Below are 19998 nucleotides of genomic sequence, written 5' to 3' on the forward strand. Positions count from 1 at the left end.
GAAAGACCAAGGGCTTCGGGCGTTTCTGAGGGCGATGGCGGCCCGAATCGACGGGATTTGGCGGAGAAATGGGCAGTTGGTGGAGGAAGAAGAGACCCGAACGGCGGCCTCGGCCTCAACAAAGTCCAAGCGGATCGAACAGGCCAAACGGAAGGCCGGACGGTTATGGGCAGATGTGGTGCGTCAGAATCTACCGTGTCTGCAGCGGTCATCCGGGACGCCGATCCATCAAGCGTTGTCGGCGCTCCGGGATGGTGGTTGGGTGTAAAAAAATGGAATACAATATCATCACTTCAAGATGAGGGATGAGAGTCCGAAAGCGCTTACGATATCAATTCCTGAAAATGGTTCGCTAACTAGTGATTGACAACGCCCGTAGTGAACCGAAAAAATGTTCTCCACAAAGTCTTGACTGACTCCGCCCAATTTGGGCATTTTGGCGATTTTTTGCCGTAACGGTACAATAAGGGGAGAGGGAACCCTCTCCTCTTTTTTGTTGAACAGAGGGGAAACCGCCTCATCAAGAGGATGGGGGACGTTTGCATGGTTTAGGAGGAGGTGGAGCGCGGTGATGCCCATCATCGGTCAACAGGCGCTGCTGTCGATTATCATTCATTTAGTGTTCATGGCGGTGACGTGGTGGACGCTGCAAGCTGTCCGGCTTGAAGTGCTTCTGAAGCCGAACCGCGTCGTCCAAGGGCGGCTGCTGTACATTTTATTGACGATTGCGATCGGCTCAACGGTTGCGAACTTTTTCCTCGACTATTGGGCATGGTCGACCGATTTGCCGTATTTGTTTCGCGACTAGCAGCGCCCCGTCCGCGGCAGGGCAGGCTTCATGCCGCCGACACGCTCGTTTTGGCCGCAACAGGCTATGCGATCGGCCGCGCGCGGCCGACGCATCTTCCATATGGCGCCATTGATCTGCATGGGTGGCCGGGTCTTTTTCGGCCGAGTGGACGATCCGTCCACTCTATTTTTATGCATGAAAACGATTTCAAAAATCGCCGGTTGTCGATTTTTTGGACGTATGTTCCCTGTCCTGGTGGCAACAATAACAAGTAAGGAGAGGAAGGGAACGAAGATGAGAAAAAACCGGATGAAATGGCTGCTGGCGCTCATGCTGGCCAGCCTGTTTTTCGCCGCCTGGCAATACCGGACAGAAGGCGCGCAGGGGGACGAATGGTCAAAACCGATGGAAACGATGGCGCACACGCTGGCGCAACACGGTGCTTCGCTTGGCCGCTGGGTCATTTACACAAGAGAGTATGTCCACGATATTCAAAATGATGCGGACTTTTTCAAAAAAATGGCGGAATTGAAACAAACATATCGTTCGTTTCACTGGTCGTTTGCCAAAAGCGGACATTGGCAAAAAGCGATCGGCAAAAACGAGCACGCCTTCTTCCAAGAACAAATCCAGCTCGTGATGACCGTCACAAACGGTACGCCGCAAACGTATATCCTCTATGAAGCAACGGGCCCCAAATGGAGCCGGATTGGGTGGAAAGAAGCAGCACGCCAGATTCAAATGAAGACGAACGGCCTATTTGTGAACGACCCTACATTTTATGCTTGTATTGAAGGCGAATTCAATGGTAATATGAAAGGTGGTTTGTTCGATCAGGCTTCTCGGCTGGTGCGCGACTTTCAAGCGAAACCGGTTGAGTGGTTGCGGGAAGAGTCATTCGTTTCCCTGTCTGCATATACTGGGCAGTGGAAGAACGTTCTCCCGGCCGCCAAGCAACAGCCGATCAACCTGCAACTCGCCTTGAGGGAAAGATTGGGCGGCAAGACGCGCGTCGTTGTTGGAACCCCAATCATTACCATTGAATATTAATATAGAGAAATTGGACGCGGAGGGGAATACCTTGGAAAAGATCATCGTCCGTGGCGGAAACCGGTTGAGCGGCACCGTCAAAGTGGAAGGCGCAAAAAATGCCGTTTTGCCCGTCATTGCTGCCACCTTATTAGCGACAAAAGGAACTAGCACGATTCATGATGTGCCTGCTCTTTCCGATGTATATACAATCAGTGAGGTGCTCCGCTATTTAGGCGCCGATGTGCAAATCGCCGGCAATACGGTAACGGTCGATGCGACCGCTCCGCTGACGGTGGAAGCGCCGTTTGAATATGTGCGGAAAATGCGCGCTTCCGTGCTCGTCATGGGACCGCTGTTGGCCCGCAACGGCCGCGCCCGCGTCGCCTTGCCGGGTGGCTGTGCCATTGGTTCGCGCCCGATCGATCAACATTTAAAAGGATTTGAAGCAATGGGCGCCTCCGTGAAAGTCGGCAACGGCTTTATCGATGCAGAAGTGAACGGCCGTCTCCGCGGCGCCAAAGTATACTTGGACTTTCCAAGCGTTGGGGCAACGGAAAATATTATGATGGCCGCGGTGCTCGCGGAAGGTACAACTGTGATCGAAAACTGCGCCAAAGAGCCGGAAATTGTCGATTTGGCGAACTTTTTGAACGCGATGGGCGCCAAAGTGCGCGGCGCCGGGACCGGCACGATTCGAATCGAGGGAGTTGACGAGCTCGTCGGCACGTCCCACACCGTCATCCCGGATCGCATTGAAGCTGGCACCTTTATGGTGGCAGCCGCCATCACCGGCGGCAACGTCCTCGTGCAAGGAGCGGTTCCCGAACATTTAAGCTCGCTCATTGCCAAGTTGGAAGAAATGGGCGTGACGATTATCGAAGAAGAAAACGGGGTGCGCGTCATCGGTCCGGAAACGTTGAAAGCCGTCGACATTAAAACGATGCCATACCCAGGGTTTCCGACCGACATGCAATCGCAAATGATGGCTCTCTTGTTAAAAGCCGAAGGCACAAGCATGATCACCGAGACGGTATTTGAAAACCGCTTCATGCATGTGGAAGAATTCCGCCGGATGAACGCTGATATTAAAATTGAAGGGCGCTCTGTCATTATTAACGGTCCGTGCCAGCTGCAAGGCGCTGAAGTAGCGGCCACCGATTTGCGTGCTGCCGCCGCTTTGATTTTGGCTGGACTTGCGGCGGACGGCTACACGCGCGTGACCGAGCTTCGTCATCTTGACCGCGGCTATGTCCGCTTTCATGAAAAACTGGCCGCGCTTGGCGCTGACATTGAACGCGTTCGGGAAGAAACAGAACAACTCGACCCGATCCAAGCGATCGAATGGAACGGATAATGGCGAAAAAACGACCGTGAACTGCCTGTTTCGGCGGGGAATGGTCGTTTTTTGCATTTTCTCACGCCCAGACCTAAAAACGGGAATTGACGCTTATCGAATGGTCGTTTTTTGCATTCTCTCCCCCCCCGCTTGGCCGGCCAATGCCGGCTCTCCGCTTTCCGCTGCACGGAAGAGGGCGCGCATCCGCTCGTTCAAGGACAGGAGGAGACGCGAAAGAAAACAGTCATATATACTTGTCCGAGCCCATAACTATAAGTAACGAACGGAAGCCATGCAGGCATTGATTGATCATGTCCGCTTGGGCTTAGAAAATGCATATTGGGGGCTCGGCTATGGTGAAACGACTGAAACCGGTCATCGTACTTGCACTATGCCTGTTTGTGGCCATCCTCGTCATTCCTGCAGCGCTTGTCCTGCCGTTTTACGATGGGAAGGTGGCGAAATTGACGGAACAGTTGCAGAAGCACGAACAACTCCAGCGTTCGCAGGCAGCCGAAGGGCCGTCCATTGACGTGGCGGTTTACCGAAGCAAAGAACAGCGCGTGGAAAAAATCCCCCTTGAACAGTACGTCATCGGAGTGGTGGCGGCGGAAATGCCGGCCGAATTTGAGCTCGAGGCGTTAAAGGCGCAGGCCTTAACGGCACGAACGTATATCGTCAAACAGATGCTCGCCAACCAGCCGTTCCGCCTGCCGCAAGGAGCGAATGTGACCGACACAGTGGCGCACCAAGTGTATTACAGCGATGACGAACTGCGGAAGTTATGGGGAAGCGATTACGACTGGAAGATCAAAAAAGTGACCAAAGCGGTTCTGGATACGCGCGGGCAAATTTTAACGTACAACAACGAACCGATTGAAGCGCTCTTCTTTTCCACAAGCAACGGGTATACAGAAAATTCTGAAGCGTACTGGAAAAACGATATCCCGTATTTAAAAAGCGTCGTCAGCCTATGGGACAAACAATCCCCGAAGTTTTATCAGCGAAAAACGATGTCTGTCGTCGAATTTGAGCGGAGGCTCGGAATCGTGCTGCCAAAAGACGGATCCGTCGGTGTCATTTTATCGCGCACGCCCGGCCGTCGAGTCGGCGAGGTGAAAATCGGCGGAAAGACGTTCACGGGCCGCGAAGTGCGTGAACGGCTCGGCTTGCCGTCGAGTGATTTCACCTGGGTGCGTAGCGGGAATGACATCATCATTACGACGAAAGGTTACGGCCATGGCGTCGGCATGAGTCAATACGGCGCCAACTTTATGGCCAAAGAAGGGAAAACGTACGCCGACATCGTGAAGCATTATTACCGAGGCGTCCGCATCTCTTCAGCGACCGCCTTTTTGAACAAGTTGACCGCCAAACAATGACGGGGCGTCCGCTCCGATTTTTTTTTGCATAAAATGCGGGGGAATATCAAAAAATAAGCGAAAAAATTGTATTCGGCGTGTATATCTTTTCCTCTTTCTGTTCAAAATGGTTGCTGAGGTGATGAACATGAGAGAGGAACAAAAACAACCGTCGCTGAAGCGTTTCTTCCGCAAGCGTTGGGTATTTCCGGCTATTTATCTATCTTGCGCAGCGTTGATCGTCGCGGGCGCACTTTGGTTCCAAGTGGGCAAACAAGAGAAGTCGGGTGAAAACGACACCGTGAAAAACGGCACCGCCCAGCAGGAAAACCCGGCTGTTCCGGTCAATGAAACGGTCGAAAACATCGCGATGCCTGTGCTTGACCCGAACGCCGTGCAAGTCAAAACACCGTTCTATGATGACAACGCATCAGAACAGGAACAGGAAGCAGCCCTCGTCTTTTACGATCATACGTACCATCCGAACCAAGGGATCGACCTTGTGCGCCAAGACGGCAAAACGTTTGACGTTACGGCTGCATTAAGCGGCACGGTAACGAAAGCGGAAAAAGACCCGATTTTAGGCTACGTTGTGGAAATCAATCATGAACAAGGGGTCACGACCGTCTATCAATCGCTGGCCGACGTGAAAGTGGAAGCAGGCGATACGGTGAAACAAGGCGAAGTGATTGGCAAGGCAGGGCAAAGCGAGTTTAACAAACAAGCAGACATCCACGTCCACTTTGAAATTCGCAAAGACGGCAAACCGGTCAACCCGATCGACTATATCGACAAACCGTTGACCGCCTTGACCGACAAAGCCGAAGACAACGCCGGAACAGATAACGCCAACGCAAGCGAAGAGAAGAACGTGACGCCAAGCGACGAAACCGCGCCGAGTGAACAAAGCCCGGCCAAGGAAACCGAACAAACGCCGGCTGATGACAACAAAACGGCGCCAAGCGACCATGAGCAAGACCAACATGATGACGCGTCTTCCTACAAAACGCCAGACGCCTCGATCGGCATGGCGAGAGCGTAATCGACAAGGCGTCGAGCAAGAGGAAACGAAAAACGCGACGAAAAGGCCTGTCCGTTTGCCAAGACAAGCGGGCGGGTCTTTTTGGTTTTGATGTTTCGAAATCCAAACGGGGAAGCACAGCGACCAAAAGGGTACGTTCTCCATATTGACGAACGAGTGCCTTCGTGACAGCATGGTTCACATCCGTCATCCAACGGTTTTCTCGTTGTCCGATTGTTTTCAACTTCCGACGCGCAGAAGCCGTCCCTTTTTGCTGGAGGGTTTTTCGCATTCGTTTGTACTTGGCACGCTTGATCGAAGTAGACGATAGGTCATGTCGTGTAACTTGGCTTGTGCAAGCACTTTTGTGTCAAGTATCGCCGGTGCTGGGCAAATACTGGGCGAACGCTTATCGGGTGTACAAAGAAGCGCTGAACGGGCCGGAGTTCGCCTCGTGGTTTGCGACGTTTGCGCCGGGCGGCCGCGCGCCGAAGATCGGGGAAGTGTGGGCGTCTCCGGATCATGCGGCGACGCTGCGCTCCATTGCCGAAACGGAGGCGGAAAGCTTTTACCGCGGCGAGCTGGCGGAAAAAATCGCCGCCTTCTCGAAGCAATACGGCGGCTTTTTGGCGGCGGACGACCTCGCCGAGTACGAACCGGAATGGGTCGAGCCGATCTCCGTTTCCTATCGCGGCTATGAAGTGTGGGAAATCCCGCCGAACGGGCAGGGGCTTGTCGCGTTGATGGCCATCAACATCATGAACGGGTTTGACGTGCCAAGCGTCCCGGATGTCGAGACGCACCACCGGCAAATCGAGGCGATGAAGCTGGCCTTTGCCGATGGAAAAGCGTACATCGCCGACCGCCGTTATATGAGCTGCAGCCCAGACGAGCTGTTGTCGGAGTCGTTTGCCGCCATGCGCCGGGCGCAAATCGGCGCGGAGGCGCTCACGCCGGAGCCGGGGACGCCGCCCAAAGGCGGCACGGTCTATTTGGCCGCCGCCGACGGCGAAGGGAATATGGTCTCCTATATTCAAAGCAATTACATGGGCTTCGGCTCCGGCCTCGTCGTCCCAGGCACGGGCATCGCCCTGCACAACCGCGGCCATAACTTTGTCTTCGATGAACGCCATCCGAACGGGCTGGCGCCAAGGAAAAAGCCGTACCATACGATCATCCCCGGCTTTTTGACGAAAGGCGGCGCACCGGTCGGCCCGTTCGGCGTCATGGGCGGATTTATGCAGCCGCAAGGGCATTTGCAAGTGATCATGAACACCATCGATTTTGACTTGAACCCGCAAGCGGCGCTCGATGCGCCACGATGGCAGTGGATGGAAGAAAAAACGGTGCTCGTCGAGCCGCACTTCCCGCGCCATATCGCCGAAGCGCTCGCCCGCAAAGGGCATGACATTCGCTTTGCCTTAGACGGAGGTCCGTTCGGCCGCGGACAAATCATTTGGCGCGATCCTGACACCGGCGTGCTTGCCGCCGGGACGGAGCCGCGCACGGACGGGGCGGTCGCCGCTTGGTGAGACTCACGATAAAGGGATGACTTCGATGAACCAATGGCATTTATTTCTTGCTTTTTTCCGCGTCGGCATGCTCGGGTACGGGGGCGGGCCGTCCTCGATCCCGCTCGTGCGCGCCGAAGTGGTGACAAAATACCGGTGGATGACCGATGAAGAGTTTGCGGAAATTCTCGCCATTGCCAACGCCTTGCCTGGCCCGATCGCGACGAAGCTCGCTGGCTATATCGGCTACCGTGTCGGCGGCGCGCTCGGCTTAGTGAACGCCGTCTTGGCGACGACCGCCCCGACGGTCGTGCTGATGATCGTGCTGCTGGCCGCGCTGTCGTCGTTCAAAGACACGCCGTGGGTGGCCGGGATGACAAAAGCGGTGTTGCCGGTCGTGGCGGTCATGTTGGCGGAAATGACGTGGCAGTTCGCCAAACAGGCGCGCGCCGCCCTCGGCTGGCGGCCGGCCGCCCTGCTCCTGTTGGCCTGCTTTGTCGCCTTGCAGTGGCTCGGCCTTCATCCGGCGCTTGTGGTCGCAGTGTTGCTTGCGGCCGCGTTTGTCGGCCGAAGCAAGCCGAAGGCGGTGGATAGAGACAAAGGCGGAGAAAGGAGGGCGTCGTCATGATCTACTGGCAGCTGTTTCTCGCCTTTTTTTGGCCCGGCATTCTCGGCTACGGCGGCGGCCCGGCTTCCATCCCACTCATCGAGCACGAGGTCGTTGACCGCTACGGCTGGATGACGGTCAACGAATTCAGCGAGGTGCTGGCGCTTGGCAACTCTCTTCCCGGCCCCATTGCGACGAAAATGGCAGGTTATATCGGATACGAACAAGCCGGCGTCCTTGGCGCTGCCATCGGAGTGTTTGCCAGCGTCGCTCCGTCGCTCGTTTTGCTGTTGGCGCTGCTTGGGCTCTTGTACAAATGGAAAGACGCGCCGCAAGTGAAGCGGCTCACCGCCTACATCCGCCCAGCGATCGCCGTGATGCTCGGGATTATGGCGATCGACCTTTTCCGCGAATCGTACGAAGGGGCCGGGCTCGGCCAAACGGCGTTTCTCACCGCCGCGAGCGCTTTTTTGCTGCTGGGCAAATGGCGCATCCACCCAGCGTACGTCATCGTCTTGGCGCTTGTGTATGGGGCTTTCTTTTTGTCGTAATGCAGGGAAAATCTTTTCGGCGCTGCAACGGGATGCTTCATCCATGGGTGAGCATCCCTCTTTTTGTGGCAGCGCGGGCAAAAAAGAACATCGATGCAGAAATTCCTGTTGGAAAAGGCCGCAAAAAGCGCTCGGGACAGGAGCGTTTTCCTAATTTAGACGCCGGATGGCGAGCGCGGCAACAGCCGCGAAGGCAAACCGGCAGCGCCTTCACTCGACCGTAAATGTCGCCTTCGCCCGCGCGTTCGGCCAGTTTGGATCAGCGAGCCACCACTCAAGCGTATACGTCCCCGGTTCTAGGTCGCGGAACGTTTCCTGAAACGACAGCTCTTCCCCCTGTTTTAACGGCCGTTCCTCATAAATTTGCGCAAACATCTTCCCTTCGCTGAACTGCTTCATCTTTTGTCCATCGCGGTATAAAACGTAGTCATACTTTTTCGAGCTCGTAAACGTCACCGTTTGCACGCGTTCGGTTTGGTTTTTCACCGTGAAGGTAAACACGTATGCCCCGTTTTGTTTTTCATATGTCAGCGATGGCTCAAGCGTCCCGGCGATGATGCCTTTTCCGCCCGCGGGCGCCGGTTTGCCTGATGGCGCTGGGGCAAGCAAATCGTCTTTCGCTTGCGGCCGTTCGTCAGCATTGACATGCACGAGCAGTGCGCTCGCTGCCGCTACCCCTGCTAACGCCGCGGCGATGCCGATCACTTTTCCTTTGCCCATGTCGGTGCCTCCTTTTTACCTCTTTATAATATAGTCGTTTCCCATTTCGCTCTCGTTACAAACCGCAAAAAAATTGTGAAAAAACCGTTGTCCGCCTTGATATTTCTGGTATATATGCCCGATTTGTCTAATAAAATGTTACAAATTGAACAGCAATGAGAGTGGTTGAGGTGGGGATCGTTCACAACCGGCAAGCGACGCGATGAAGACGCTTCTAAGACATCCAACGAAAGCGGCGCCCATCATTGGCAAGACGAGTCTCATTTCACACTTCTCACTTCTCACATCCAACCTAGGGAGGGCGAGTGGTGTGCACGATTACATCAAAGAGCGTACGATCAAGATTGGCAAGTATATCGTGGAGACAAGGAAAACCGTTCGCGTCATTGCGAAAGAATTTGGCGTATCCAAAAGCACCGTGCATAAAGACTTGACCGAGCGGCTGCCGGAAATCAACCCGGAACTGGCCCAAGAAGTCAAACAAATTCTCGATTACCATAAATCGATCCGCCATTTGCGCGGCGGGGAAGCAACGAAGAAAAAGTATAAAAAGCAAGCAGTGAAAAACAACTGACTTTTTCCTTGCCATCTGCCGTTTGCAGTATCATTCCGGGAGGCAAATATGGTAGAATAAACAATTAGGAATGATTTTAGGGCAGAGGCAAGGAGGAGCAAGTCATATGTTTTCACGAGACATCGGCATCGACCTAGGCACGGCGAACGTCCTCATTTTCGTCAAAGGCAAAGGCATCGTGCTCAATGAGCCGTCCGTCGTGGCGATCGATAAACACACGAACAAAGTGCTGGCAGTGGGCGAAGAAGCACGACGAATGGTCGGACGTACTCCTGGGAATATTGTTGCCATTCGGCCGCTCAAAGACGGCGTCATCGCGGATTTTGACATTACCGAAGCCATGCTGAAGCATTTCTTAAGCAAGCTCGACCTAAAAGGCTTTTTCGCCAAACCGCGCATTTTGATTTGTTGCCCGACGAACACAACATCCGTGGAACGGAAAGCGATCAAAGAGGCAGCGGAAAAAAGCGGCGGCAAAAAAGTGTACTTGGAGGAAGAGCCGAAAGTCGCAGCCATTGGCGCCGGAATGGACATTTTTCAGCCGTGCGGAAACATGGTCGTTGATATTGGCGGTGGCACGACTGACGTCGCGGTTCTCTCGATGGGAGACATCGTCACCGCCTCTTCCATTAAAATGGCCGGGGACAAGTTTGATATGGAGATTTTAAACTACATCAAGCGCGAATATAAGCTGCTCATTGGGGAGCGAACGGCCGAGGAAATCAAGATTAAGGTCGCAACGGTATTCCCAGGCGCACGGTCCGAAGAAATCGACGTCCGCGGCCGCGATCTCGTCACCGGACTGCCGCGCACGATCACCGTTCGATCGGAGGAGATCGAACGGGCGCTTCGCGAGCCGGTGTCGTTGATTGTACAAGCCGCCAAAAGCGTGCTCGAGCGCACCCCGCCGGAACTGTCGGCCGACATCATCGACCGAGGCGTCATCTTAACGGGCGGCGGCGCCCTCTTGCATGGCATCGATCAGTTGCTTGCCGAAGAGCTGAAGCTGCCGGTGTTCATCGCCGAAAATCCGATGGACTGCGTCGCCCTTGGCACCGGGCTGATGCTTGAGAACATCGACCGCGCGTCGAAATCGCAGTTGGTGTAAAAAAGGAAAAGCAGGGGATGCGGCTGCCGCCCCCGCCCGCCTATAATGGAATCAACAAGCCGCCCGCCAACGCCGGCAGCGGCTTTCTGCCACGAATTTTCATGGACAAGCGAGGGAGCTGTCATGCTAAGAGGATTGTATACCGCCGCGAGCGGCATGCTCGCCCAGGAGCGGCGCGTCGAGATGCTGACCAACAACTTGGCGAACGCCGAAACGCCGGGATACAAAGCTGATGCAGGAGCGATGAGAGCGTTTCCAGAACTGTTGATGAGCCGCCTCGAGGACGAGCCGATTCCGACCGCCCCGCCGCGCGCCATTCTGACGCAAACGGCGATCGGGCCGCTCCAGACGGGTGTCTATATGCAAGAACTCATCCCGAACTTCCGCCAAGGGGATATGAAAGAAACCGGTCTCTCCACTGATGTAGCCTTAGTCGATGGACAAGTCCCGGTCGACCCGGCAAGCGGGCAGCGCGGGGCGCTCTTGTTTGCCGTCGAAAACGGCCAAGGCGACATCCGGTACACGCGCAACGGCCATTTCACCGTGAGCCCGGACGGCTATTTAACCACGCAAGACGGTTGGTATGTGCTCGATGGCAACGGCGAGCGTATCGCCGTTCCGAATGAAACGTTCGCCGTCCGCGACGACGGGACGATCATCACCGGAAACCGGGAAATCGCCCGCCTTGGCGTCGCCTTCGCCGCCAACCCGCAAACATTGGTGAAGGAAGGAAACGGCCTGTTCCGCAGCACGGCAGGGCCATTGCCGCAGGCGCCCGGCAATGTCACGTATACCGTCAAGCAGCGGTTTCTCGAACGGTCGAACGTGGACGTTGAGCGGACGATGACCGACTTGCTCGCGGCTTACCGAACGTTTGAAGCAAACCAAAAAATCATCCAAGCGTACGACCGCAGCTTGGACAAGGCCGTCAATGAAGTCGGCCGCCTGAAATGATGACAAAAGGAGGACAAGCCCGTGCTTCGTTCGATGCTCACCGCCGCCAACACGATGAACGCCTTGCAAGAGCGGCTTGATACGATCAGCCACAACATCGCCAACAGCAACACCGTTGGCTTTAAACGGCGCGAAGCGAGCTTCGCTGAGCTCCTCGCCCAGCAAGTCGACCGCCTCCCCGCCGACGAAGCGCCACGTGAGACGCCGGCCGGCGTGCGTTACGGCAACGGGGCGCGCCTCGCCTCGACGATGCTTGTGTCTGTTCAAGGAACGCTCGTCGAGACCGGCCGCGCGCTCGATTTCGCCTTCACCGCCGCCAACCAATGGTTTCGCGTTCAAGTCGCCAATGCCAACGGTGACACAACGATCGGCTACACCCGCGCTGGCAACTTTTCTGTCACTCCTATGGACGGGCGTCTTGCCCTCGTGACAAGCGACGGCCGCCCGGTGCTCGATGAAGCGAATCGGCCCATCGAATTTCCCACCGGCACAACCGGCTTTCAGCTCTCCCCAACCGGGACGCTGACGGCCACTGATGCCAGCGGTGCGGTTGTTGCCCGCGTGAACCTTGGCGTCACCGCCATTGACCGTCCGCAGCTTCTCGAAGCCCAGGGAGACAACGTCTTCACCTTGCCGGATGTCCCTGGCGCCGCTCGGGAGCTCAACGGCAATTTGCGTGGCCAAATCGGCGTCAAGCAAGGCGCCTTGGAACAGTCGAACGTCGACCTTGGCGAAGAAATGGTTGGCCTAATGGCGACAAACCGAGCGTATCAGCTGAACGCCCGCGCCATTTCCATTTCGGAACAAATGCTCGGGCTGATTAACGGCATGCGCTCCTCATAAGGAGGATCGCGATGAGTGACGAGAGGCATCAAGAGCGTATGCATCGGCCGTCTTCCCGGATGGCAAGGCGGAAAGGCCGAGTGAGAAAGAGCCCGCCGGCTCCCGCTGAACCGGAAGCCCAAGCCCTTCCGGCTGAAGAGGAGGCGGCCGCGCCGCGCCGTTTCGCGCGCACCCGGCTCATCCCGATCTGGCTTCGGCTCGTGATCGTCACCGTTCTTATGGCCATCTGCCTTGCGGCGGGAGCGGTCGTTGGCTACAGCGCCATCGGCGACGGAGCGTGGCTTGACGTGTTCCGCCCCTCGACGTGGCAGCACATTCTCGACTTTGTCGAAAAAGGGACGTAAGCAGCACCTCGCCGCGTCATCGTCTTGATGATCATGAAAAAGGAGTGTTTCTATGCTTGACATCCAACAAATCCAGTCCATCATCCCGCACCGCTACCCGTTTTTGCTTGTCGACCGCATTCTGGAAATCGAAGAAGGAAAGCGCGCCGTCGGCATCAAAAACGTCAGCGCCAACGAAGCGTTTTTCGCCGGCCACTTCCCCGAATACCCGGTCATGCCCGGCGTGTTGATCGTCGAGGCGCTCGCCCAAGTCGGCGCCGTCGTCCTCCTGCAAAGCGAAGAAAACCGCGGCCGCCTCGCTTTTTTCGCCGGCATCGACAACTGCCGCTTTAAGCGGCAAGTGAAACCAGGCGACCAAATTTGCCTGGAAGTCGAAATTCTCCGCGCCCGCGGCGCCATCGGCAAAGGCAAAGGCACCGCCACCGTCGACGGCGAACTCGTCTGCGAAACAGAGCTCATGTTCGCCCTTGGTGAGAAAACAAACGGCTGACCAACGCGCGCTCCTTTGCGGGGCGCGTATGTTCATTCCCCTAAACGCCACCTCCGCATTTGTTTCATTCCCCTTGCATGAAATGCGCTCTTCTGGGAAAGATAAACAAGGACCGGTCTTACATAAGGTCACCACAACACGAAGAAAGGAGAAGGTGCCATGAAAAAAAAGGCGTTGCTGTTCAAACTGTTCAGCGCCATCGTCGCCCTCTTTTTAGCGTCCGGATGCAATGGCGACAAAGACAATCCGCCGCCGCCAAACAACAATCAAAACGATGTCAACGACCAAGACGTGAACCCGGCCGATGACATCAACCAAGACGATGACGTCGACAACGACAAAGACAATGACGGCATCCCGGACAACCGCGATGCTGATTTGAACGACAACCAAAACAATCAACTCCCGCCGGGAGACGACACGAACAACGGACCGGGCGATGATGAGCGCGATACGGTTCCGGACCGCGAAGACCCAATTGAAGACCCGCAAGACGCTAACGACAAAGACAATATAGACGAATAACGAAAAAAGGCTGCCGATCGAGGCGGCCTTTTCGTTTCGCCAAAATTAGTACCGATTTCGGCTAGATATGTTTCGCTTCATTCGCTATAATGGGAATGTCGATTCATGTTCGAAAGATCGGGACAGAGGTCGAACATCGGGATGTTCTTGAGGAGGAAACATTTGTACAACCTTCCCTTTTGCATCAGAGGGGGCGTACGTACCGCGAACGTCAACCAAGAAGGAGACAGACAAGAGAGGGGGAATACTGGTGGAAGAAACAATCAGCCTGCGCGAACTGTTCGAAACATTGCGCAAACGGCTTTGGCTCATCGTCCTGATCACCGCGCTAGCGACCGTTGTAAGCGGTGTGGTCAGCTATTTTCTATTAACGCCGATTTATCAGGCATCGACACAAATTCTCGTCAACCAAGCGAAATCGGAGCAGCAGCTCTACAACTTCAATGAAATCCAAACGAACGTGCAGCTCATCAACACGTACAGCGTCATCATCAAAAGCCCGACCATTTTGGAAAAAGTGAAAGACGAGCTGCAGCTTGACCGGACGATCGACGAGCTGAACGAACAGATTCAAGTCTCAAGCGAAAAAGACTCGCAAGTGTTCTCCGTCACCGTCCAAGATCCCGATCCTGCCTTGGCGGTCAAGATCGCCAACAAAACCGCGGAAGTGTTCAAAAACGAAATCGTCAAAATCATGAACATCGACAACGTAACGATTCTCTCGAAAGCGGAAGTGAAAGACCATCAAGCCCCGGTCAAACCGAAGCCATTGCTGAACATGGCCATCGCCTTTGTCGTCGGCCTCATGACCGGCGTCGGGATCGCCTTCCTGCTCGAGTACTTGGACAACACGATCAAAACGGAAGAAGACGTCGAAAAACATCTCGGCCTGCCGGTGCTCGGCGCGGTCAGCGTCATTACGGCGGAAGGTGGGCAAAAAGCGAAACGCGAAACCGTCATTCCACAAACAAGAGGTGAAACCATTGGCTCGTAAACCAGCAGCATCAATCCGCAAAGCGGAGCGGAAGCTGATCACATTTGACAATCCGAAATCGCCCATCGCAGAGCAATATCGGACGATCCGGACGAATATCCAATTTTCATTCATTGATGCGCCGCTTCGTTCCTTAATTGTCACGTCAACGCGGTCTGGCGAAGGAAAGACGACCACCGCGGCGAACTTGGCGGTCGTCTTCGCCCAGCAAGGGAAAAAGACGCTACTTGTTGATGCTGATTTGCGCAAACCGACGGTCCATTACACCTTCCGGTTAAACAACTACATGGGATTAACGAACGTTTTGACGGGCTCGGCGCCGCTGTTGCCGACGTGCCAAGCGACCGAAATCGATCACTTGTCGGTTTTGACGTCGGGCCCGATTCCGCCCAACCCCGCCGAGCTCCTCAGTTCGAAAGCGATGGCGCAATGCCTCGAACAGCTGTATGAGACGTTTGACCTTGTCGTCTTCGACACTCCGCCTGTCTTGGCCGTGACAGACGCGCAAATTTTAGCCAATCAATGCGACGGCACCGTCTTGGTCATCGAAAGCGGCGGCACGGAAATCGAGGCGGCCGTCAAGGCGAAAGAACTGCTCGAAGCGGCCAACGCCAAACTGCTCGGCGTTGTCTTGAACAAGCGGAAGCACCGTGACGGCGGGTACTATTACTACTATCAATACAAGTAACCACAAACGGCTTCCCGACCGCGGGAAGCCGTTCTGATAGAGAAAAGGGGAGAGAACCGTTGAGAAACTTCGTCTTCATCCTTTTGCTCACCGCCGCTTGCCTTGCCTTTCTGATCACCGGTCACTTGTACTGGGAGCGAAAAATCGACGCCACCGTGCAGGCGGCGCGGGCGAAAGTCGAAACATCCGCCAAGCAGGAAACGGAGACGAGCCAAACGGAAGCGATCCTCGCCCGCGCCAAGCAGCTGCCAGCGGCCGCGCAAGCTGCCATCAAGCGGGCGGTGGAGGAACACCGTCCGATCCGCCTTGTCATCGCTGGCTCGGAATCAACGCCAGAGAACGGCGGCTGGCCTGATTTATTAAAACAGGCGCTCGACAAAGCGTACGGGAAAGGCGTGTTTCACATCACCGTCCACGAATACGAGGGTTTGACGACCGCCGACGCCGATCGGCAGCGCATCGCCGCCGACTGGGCCAAGGATAAGCCGGATCTTGTCTTGCTTGAACCGTTTTTATTAAACGACAACGGTGTCGTGACGATCGACGACACTCTTGCCCACATCCAATCGATCCTCGCCGGGCTCAAATCCGCGGCCCCGAATGCGGTCGTGATCTTGCAGCCGCCGAACCCGATTTACAACGCGACCTACTATCCGCGTCAAGTGGAACGGCTCGAAGCGTTCGCCAATGAGAACGGCTATCCGTATCTCAACCATTGGCCCGCCTGGCCCGACGATCAAAGCGAAGAACTGAACCGCTATGTCGACCCGCAAACCGACCTGCCGACCGCAGAAGGCGCCAACGTGTGGGCCGATGCGCTCGCCAAGCGCTTCATCGCCCAATAAAAACGCGCACCTCTTAAGGTGCGCGTCTCATTTACTTCGCCGCTGTTGCCTTCAACTCCAGATGCTCCTTCAACTCATTCGAAATCGCCAACCGTTCGCTCTCTGGCACGATCAAGTAATAAATGCCGTTGATTTTCGTCCCTTGTCCCGTAATATGCAGCTGCTTAATGTGCTTGCGGGCGTCTTTGTAATTCGCCTGAATGTCTTTCATTTCCTCAAACGTCAAGTTCGTTTTCACGTTTTTCCCGATCGCCGCGAGCACATCGCTGTAGTTTGTGAGCGACGAGAAGCTGGCGCCTTTCTCAATAATCGCTTGAATGATCTGCTTTTGCCGGTCCTGGCGCCCGAAATCGCTGCGCGGGTCGTCGTAGCGCATGCGCGAATATTTCAGCGCTTCGTCTCCGTTCAATGTAATCTCGCCTTTCGGGAAATGCGTTCCTTCATACGTAAACGCGAACGGGTTGTTCACCGTCACCCCGCCGACCGCATCGACGATGTCGCGGAAGCTTTCCATGTTGACTTTAATGTAATAGTCAATCGGAATATCTAAGAAATGCTCCACCGTCGCCATCGTCATCTCCACCCCGCCGAAGGCGTACGAGTGGTTGATTTTATCTTCCGTCCCTTTCCCGATAATCTCTGTTCTCGTGTCGCGCGGCACGCTGACCATCTCAATCGACTGCTTGTTTGGATTCACCGTCATGACGATGAGCGTATCGGCGCGTCCTTTATCCCCTTTCCGTTCATCGACACCGATCAACAAAATGGAAATCGGCGTTTTCCGTTCAAACGAAACGTCCTCTTTCCGCTTCTCCGACTTCCAGTTGACGTTCTCGTGCATTTGGTTTGCCGTCTGTTTCACATGATGATAAATAGAATAGGCGAATATTCCCGCTCCAGCGAATAACACAACAAGCAATCCCGCCACCCAGCGGAGCCATGTTTTCTTCTTTTTTCGACGTTCTGCTCTCATGGGCACTCTTCCTTTTCCATTCCGAAATTTTCGTGCATGCCATTTCGATTATAGACCGTTTTCGAAAAGAAGACAACTGACAGCCGCATTGGAAGGCGTTCCAGCTTGCCCCCTAATCGGTGGAATTTTCCTTCCATTTCGATAATGTTCGACAAATATCGCCCATTGATAGCTTGTTTTTTCTATGTTAACATAATAGGTGTTTAGTAGAGCGAAAAAAGGAGGAGTGGACGATGGTCGACATTCACAGCCATATTTTGCCCGGCGTTGACGACGGAGCGGCTGCGATGGAGAACGCCATCGTCATGGCGCAGGCTGCAGCCAAGGAAGGAATCACGACGATCATCGCCACTCCCCATCATCAAAATGGGACGTATGAAAACCCAAGACCAGCTGTCCTTTCCTTGGCGGCTGAGTTGAACGACGAATTGAAACGGCGCGGCATCGACCTCACCGTCCTTCCTGGCCAGGAAGTGCGCATCCACGGCGACTTGCTTGACGGCCTGGCTCGCGGCGAGGTGATGACGCTTGCCGATACGCCATACATTTTGATCGAATTTCCGCCCGATCATGTACCAAAGTATGCGGAGCAGCTCCTCTTTGATGCGCAAGTAAAAGGGTTCATCCCGATCATCGCCCATCCGGAGCGAAACGTTGAAATCATCGAATATCCAGAGCGGCTGTACCAGCTCGTCAAACGCGGTGCCTTGGCCCAGCTGACGGCATCAAGCGTTACAGGCCATTTCGGCAAGAACATCAAAACGTTCTCCTTTCAGCTGATCGAAGCGAACTTGGCCCACTTCATTGCCTCGGACGTCCATAACACGAAAACGCGGCCGTTCCGCCTTCGCGAGGCGTACGAAACGGTCCGCAAAGAATTCGGCACCGAGGCGCTCCACTACTTCCGCGAAAACGCCGAGCAGCTCATCCGCGGCCAAGCCGTATTCCGCGATGAGCCGCAGCGAGTGAGAAAGAAAAAGTTCCTCGGCCTCTTTTAGAAATAGTTGGGAGTATGATATAAAAAAGTAGAAGAGATACTTCTTTTTTTTGTCCGTTCGGTGTCGAAACATGGCTTGTTTCTTGTAGAACGATTCAGGATCATGTCGAACGGCATCCAATAGCAGCGGCTCTTTCTTTAAGACAATTCGGCGCGCGGCGAGAGATTCCTAGCAGCGGCTTCTTTGTCTTAAAGACAGGCCTTTTTCTTGCTTCGCGCTTTTTCCGGTGATGTCTCCTTACCGTTATCAATGGAGGCACTCGGCCATGCCGTGGGTGGGGACGATGACGGTCCCGGCACCTTAGACGCCCGTCGTCGAGGGTGTGGCGTGAGGGCGGGTTAGATGCCCGATTTTTCACTCGTTTTTATCTAATTCAGTGATTATGAGTCAGGCGTATCGTTTATAATAGAAAGATAGAGGATCCGTAATCTGTGAAAAGAGGCGATACGCGCATGGAACAAACTTGGGCGTTAAAGAGAGAACAGTTGATGAAAACGTATGGCTATGTCGATGAGGACGCGATTGATCCGAAAAAGGTGAGGGCGTACCAGTTCCGCATGCAAGGCCAAGACACGATCATCACGCCGCTCATTCCGACCGAAAACGGCTTTCCGGCGGAAACGTTCAATGAAGTCATTTGGCAGTTGAATGAAGAGACGTATGCATTCCAGATCGGGGAAGAGGATGGAGAGGATGAATAACCTCGAATTGGGGCATGAAGTTCCTCATCAACGCATTCCACTGAATGACTCCGGACAAGGAGAATACACGTTGTAACGTTTCCCTGCCGCGCCATGCTATAATGGCGTCAAGGAGGTGAAGCCATGAGCCAAGAGCTGAAAGAATTGCTTCGTTCCGTCTTGCAAGAAGAACTGAAACCAGTCCACGACAGGCTTGAGCGGTTGGAAGGAACAGTCGGACACATTCGTCAAGACGTATCGCAGCTGCAGCAAGACGTATCACAACTTCAGAAGGATGTCACCCAGCTGCAACAAGGCCAACAGACATTAGAAACCACGGTTTCCCAAATTCAAAAGGACGTTGCCCAGCTCCAAGAAGGGCAGAAGGCGTTGCAGCGTGAGGTCATTCATCTGCAACAAGGCCAACGGACATTGGAAACGACGGTTTCCCAAATTCAAAAAGACATTGTCCAGTTGCAAGAAGGCCAGAATGCATTGCAGCGTGAGATCGTCCAGCTCCAAGAAGGCCAACGGACATTGGAAACGACGGTTTCTCAAATCCAAAAAGACATCACCCAGCTGCAACAAGGCCAACAAACACTAGAACACGAGATGGCCGGCATGAAGCAGATGCAAGAGCGAATCCTCGAAGAGCTGCGCATTTCCAAACACAATCAATCCCTCATTTTAAACGATGTAACGAATATAAGGAAATCCGTCGATGTCACCGTCTCGCACTTGCAGCGCCGATCCGATGTGATGTTTGACAAACTGATCGATCATGAAAAAGAAATCTTGAATCTGAAATCAAAAATGCCAAACTAAGTCCCGAAAAGGGGCTATTTTTTATGCCCATATGCATCGGCGCATCGGCGCAGCTACGGTTGCACCGATGCGCGGGGGCATAGGGGCCAACTATACATAGGGGGTTACGTACCACGTCAACTACCCCCACTTCGCTAACGCTTGAAGTGGGGGCTTGCAACTCCCCAGAAGTGCAAACGGACTTCGTCCTCCTTCCTTGACTTGGGGTTGCATCAGGGGGCAGGTTGA

The 19998-nt window shown here is 54.6% G+C and carries 22 protein-coding genes and 3 pseudogenes; 22 read left to right on the forward strand and 3 right to left on the reverse strand.

What is annotated here, in order from left to right:
• The 6 genes and pseudogenes from AP057_RS01780 to AP057_RS01805 all read left to right on the forward strand — a co-directional run.
• Nucleotides 1–268: pseudogene (locus AP057_RS01780) on the forward strand (UPF0236 family protein); the annotation flags it as partial.
• A 300-nt stretch (nucleotides 269–568) separates the two neighbouring features.
• Nucleotides 569–808, forward strand: a complete 240-nt coding sequence (locus AP057_RS01785) for a DUF1146 family protein (protein WP_033011771.1) — start codon at nucleotides 569–571, stop codon at nucleotides 806–808.
• Nucleotides 809–1084: 276 nt separating this feature from the next.
• A complete protein-coding gene (locus tag AP057_RS01790) occupies nucleotides 1085–1840 on the forward strand; it encodes a YwmB family TATA-box binding protein (protein ID WP_055357930.1) in 756 nt (251 codons plus the stop codon).
• A 31-nt stretch (nucleotides 1841–1871) separates the two neighbouring features.
• A complete protein-coding gene (gene murA, locus AP057_RS01795) occupies nucleotides 1872–3176 on the forward strand; it encodes a UDP-N-acetylglucosamine 1-carboxyvinyltransferase (protein ID WP_049624888.1) in 1305 nt (434 codons plus the stop codon).
• A 335-nt stretch (nucleotides 3177–3511) separates the two neighbouring features.
• A complete protein-coding gene (spoIID, locus tag AP057_RS01800) occupies nucleotides 3512–4540 on the forward strand; it encodes a stage II sporulation protein D (RefSeq protein ID WP_033013675.1) in 1029 nt (342 codons plus the stop codon).
• Nucleotides 4541–4667: 127 nt separating this feature from the next.
• Nucleotides 4668–5561 carry a M23 family metallopeptidase gene (locus tag AP057_RS01805; RefSeq protein ID WP_053532599.1) on the forward strand — a complete coding sequence of 298 codons (894 nt, stop codon included), beginning with the start codon at nucleotides 4668–4670 and terminating at the stop codon, nucleotides 5559–5561.
• Between the two features lie 121 nt (nucleotides 5562–5682).
• On the opposite strand, the pseudogene AP057_RS17710 reads toward AP057_RS01805, so the two are convergent.
• Nucleotides 5683–5850 (reverse strand): annotated as a pseudogene (locus tag AP057_RS17710) (RNA-guided endonuclease TnpB family protein); the annotation flags it as partial.
• A gap of 64 nt (nucleotides 5851–5914) precedes the next feature.
• Between AP057_RS17710 and AP057_RS01810 the strand changes: the two are divergent.
• The 3 genes and pseudogenes from AP057_RS01810 to AP057_RS01820 form a co-directional block, all read left to right on the forward strand.
• Nucleotides 5915–7072 (forward strand): annotated as a pseudogene (locus AP057_RS01810) (gamma-glutamyltransferase family protein); the annotation flags it as partial.
• Nucleotides 7073–7097: 25 nt separating this feature from the next.
• A complete protein-coding gene (locus AP057_RS01815) occupies nucleotides 7098–7679 on the forward strand; it encodes a chromate transporter (protein WP_055357931.1) in 582 nt (193 codons plus the stop codon).
• Complete coding sequence (locus tag AP057_RS01820) at nucleotides 7676–8209, forward strand: chromate transporter (RefSeq protein WP_011232803.1); 534 nt, start codon at nucleotides 7676–7678, stop codon at nucleotides 8207–8209. The genes AP057_RS01815 and AP057_RS01820 overlap by 4 nt, the downstream gene beginning before the upstream one ends.
• A 210-nt stretch (nucleotides 8210–8419) precedes the next feature.
• Here AP057_RS01820 and AP057_RS01830 read toward each other — a convergent pair whose 3' ends face one another.
• Nucleotides 8420–8929 carry a BsuPI-related putative proteinase inhibitor gene (locus AP057_RS01830; protein ID WP_011232802.1) on the reverse strand — a complete coding sequence of 170 codons (510 nt, stop codon included), beginning with the start codon at nucleotides 8927–8929 and terminating at the stop codon, nucleotides 8420–8422.
• Nucleotides 8930–9239: 310 nt separating this feature from the next.
• Here AP057_RS01830 and spoIIID point away from each other — a divergent pair, with 310 nt between their 5' ends.
• The 10 genes from spoIIID to AP057_RS01880 all read left to right on the forward strand — a co-directional run bounded on the left by spoIIID (nucleotide 9240) and on the right by AP057_RS01880 (nucleotide 16294).
• A complete protein-coding gene (gene spoIIID / locus AP057_RS01835) occupies nucleotides 9240–9503 on the forward strand; it encodes a sporulation transcriptional regulator SpoIIID (protein WP_008880665.1) in 264 nt (87 codons plus the stop codon).
• Nucleotides 9504–9609: 106 nt separating this feature from the next.
• Entirely contained in the window at nucleotides 9610–10611 is a 1002-nt protein-coding gene (locus AP057_RS01840) for a rod shape-determining protein (protein WP_055357932.1), read from the forward strand.
• Nucleotides 10612–10734: 123 nt separating this feature from the next.
• Nucleotides 10735–11565: a flagellar hook-basal body protein gene (locus AP057_RS01845; protein ID WP_049626538.1), complete on the forward strand. Its 831-nt coding sequence runs from the start codon at nucleotides 10735–10737 to the stop codon at nucleotides 11563–11565.
• Nucleotides 11566–11586: 21 nt separating this feature from the next.
• Nucleotides 11587–12408 (forward strand): flagellar hook-basal body protein, encoded by an 822-nt coding sequence (locus AP057_RS01850; RefSeq protein WP_055357933.1) that lies wholly within the window; start codon nucleotides 11587–11589, stop codon nucleotides 12406–12408.
• 11 nt (nucleotides 12409–12419) lie between these two features.
• Nucleotides 12420–12752, forward strand: a complete 333-nt coding sequence (locus tag AP057_RS01855; RefSeq protein WP_033013682.1) for a DNA-directed RNA polymerase subunit beta — start codon at nucleotides 12420–12422, stop codon at nucleotides 12750–12752.
• A 52-nt stretch (nucleotides 12753–12804) separates the two neighbouring features.
• Nucleotides 12805–13242, forward strand: coding sequence for a 3-hydroxyacyl-ACP dehydratase FabZ (gene fabZ / locus AP057_RS01860; protein WP_055357934.1), 438 nt, complete (start codon nucleotides 12805–12807; stop codon nucleotides 13240–13242).
• 159 nt (nucleotides 13243–13401) lie between these two features.
• On the forward strand, nucleotides 13402–13767 hold the full coding sequence (locus AP057_RS01865) for a hypothetical protein (RefSeq protein ID WP_055357935.1): 366 nt from the start codon (nucleotides 13402–13404) through the stop codon (nucleotides 13765–13767).
• A 250-nt stretch (nucleotides 13768–14017) separates the two neighbouring features.
• Nucleotides 14018–14761 (forward strand): YveK family protein, encoded by a 744-nt coding sequence (locus tag AP057_RS01870; protein WP_055357936.1) that lies wholly within the window; start codon nucleotides 14018–14020, stop codon nucleotides 14759–14761.
• On the forward strand, nucleotides 14751–15449 hold the full coding sequence (locus AP057_RS01875; RefSeq protein WP_049624845.1) for a CpsD/CapB family tyrosine-protein kinase: 699 nt from the start codon (nucleotides 14751–14753) through the stop codon (nucleotides 15447–15449). Before AP057_RS01870 ends, AP057_RS01875 begins: the two co-directional genes overlap by 11 nt.
• 59 nt (nucleotides 15450–15508) lie before the next feature.
• Entirely contained in the window at nucleotides 15509–16294 is a 786-nt protein-coding gene (locus tag AP057_RS01880; protein WP_055357937.1) for an SGNH/GDSL hydrolase family protein, read from the forward strand.
• 31 nt (nucleotides 16295–16325) lie between these two features.
• On the opposite strand, the gene AP057_RS01885 is transcribed toward AP057_RS01880, so the two are convergent.
• Nucleotides 16326–17267, reverse strand: a complete 942-nt coding sequence (locus AP057_RS01885; RefSeq protein WP_055357938.1) for a LytR family transcriptional regulator — start codon at nucleotides 17265–17267, stop codon at nucleotides 16326–16328.
• A gap of 233 nt (nucleotides 17268–17500) precedes the next feature.
• Here AP057_RS01885 and AP057_RS01890 point away from each other — a divergent pair, with 233 nt between their 5' ends.
• The 3 genes from AP057_RS01890 to AP057_RS01900 all read left to right on the forward strand — a co-directional run bounded on the left by AP057_RS01890 (nucleotide 17501) and on the right by AP057_RS01900 (nucleotide 19770).
• The gene (locus tag AP057_RS01890; RefSeq protein ID WP_055357939.1) at nucleotides 17501–18265 is read left to right on the forward strand and encodes a tyrosine-protein phosphatase; all 765 of its coding nucleotides are present in this window, start codon (nucleotides 17501–17503) and stop codon (nucleotides 18263–18265) included.
• 452 nt (nucleotides 18266–18717) lie between these two features.
• On the forward strand, nucleotides 18718–18966 hold the full coding sequence (locus tag AP057_RS01895; RefSeq protein WP_055357940.1) for a hypothetical protein: 249 nt from the start codon (nucleotides 18718–18720) through the stop codon (nucleotides 18964–18966).
• Between the two features lie 123 nt (nucleotides 18967–19089).
• Nucleotides 19090–19770, forward strand: coding sequence for a hypothetical protein (locus AP057_RS01900; RefSeq protein ID WP_055357941.1), 681 nt, complete (start codon nucleotides 19090–19092; stop codon nucleotides 19768–19770).
• Nucleotides 19771–19998: the final 228 nt, after the last annotated feature.

Source organism: Geobacillus sp. Sah69 (genome assembly GCF_001414205.1).
Classification (GTDB): domain Bacteria; phylum Bacillota; class Bacilli; order Bacillales; family Anoxybacillaceae; genus Geobacillus; species Geobacillus stearothermophilus.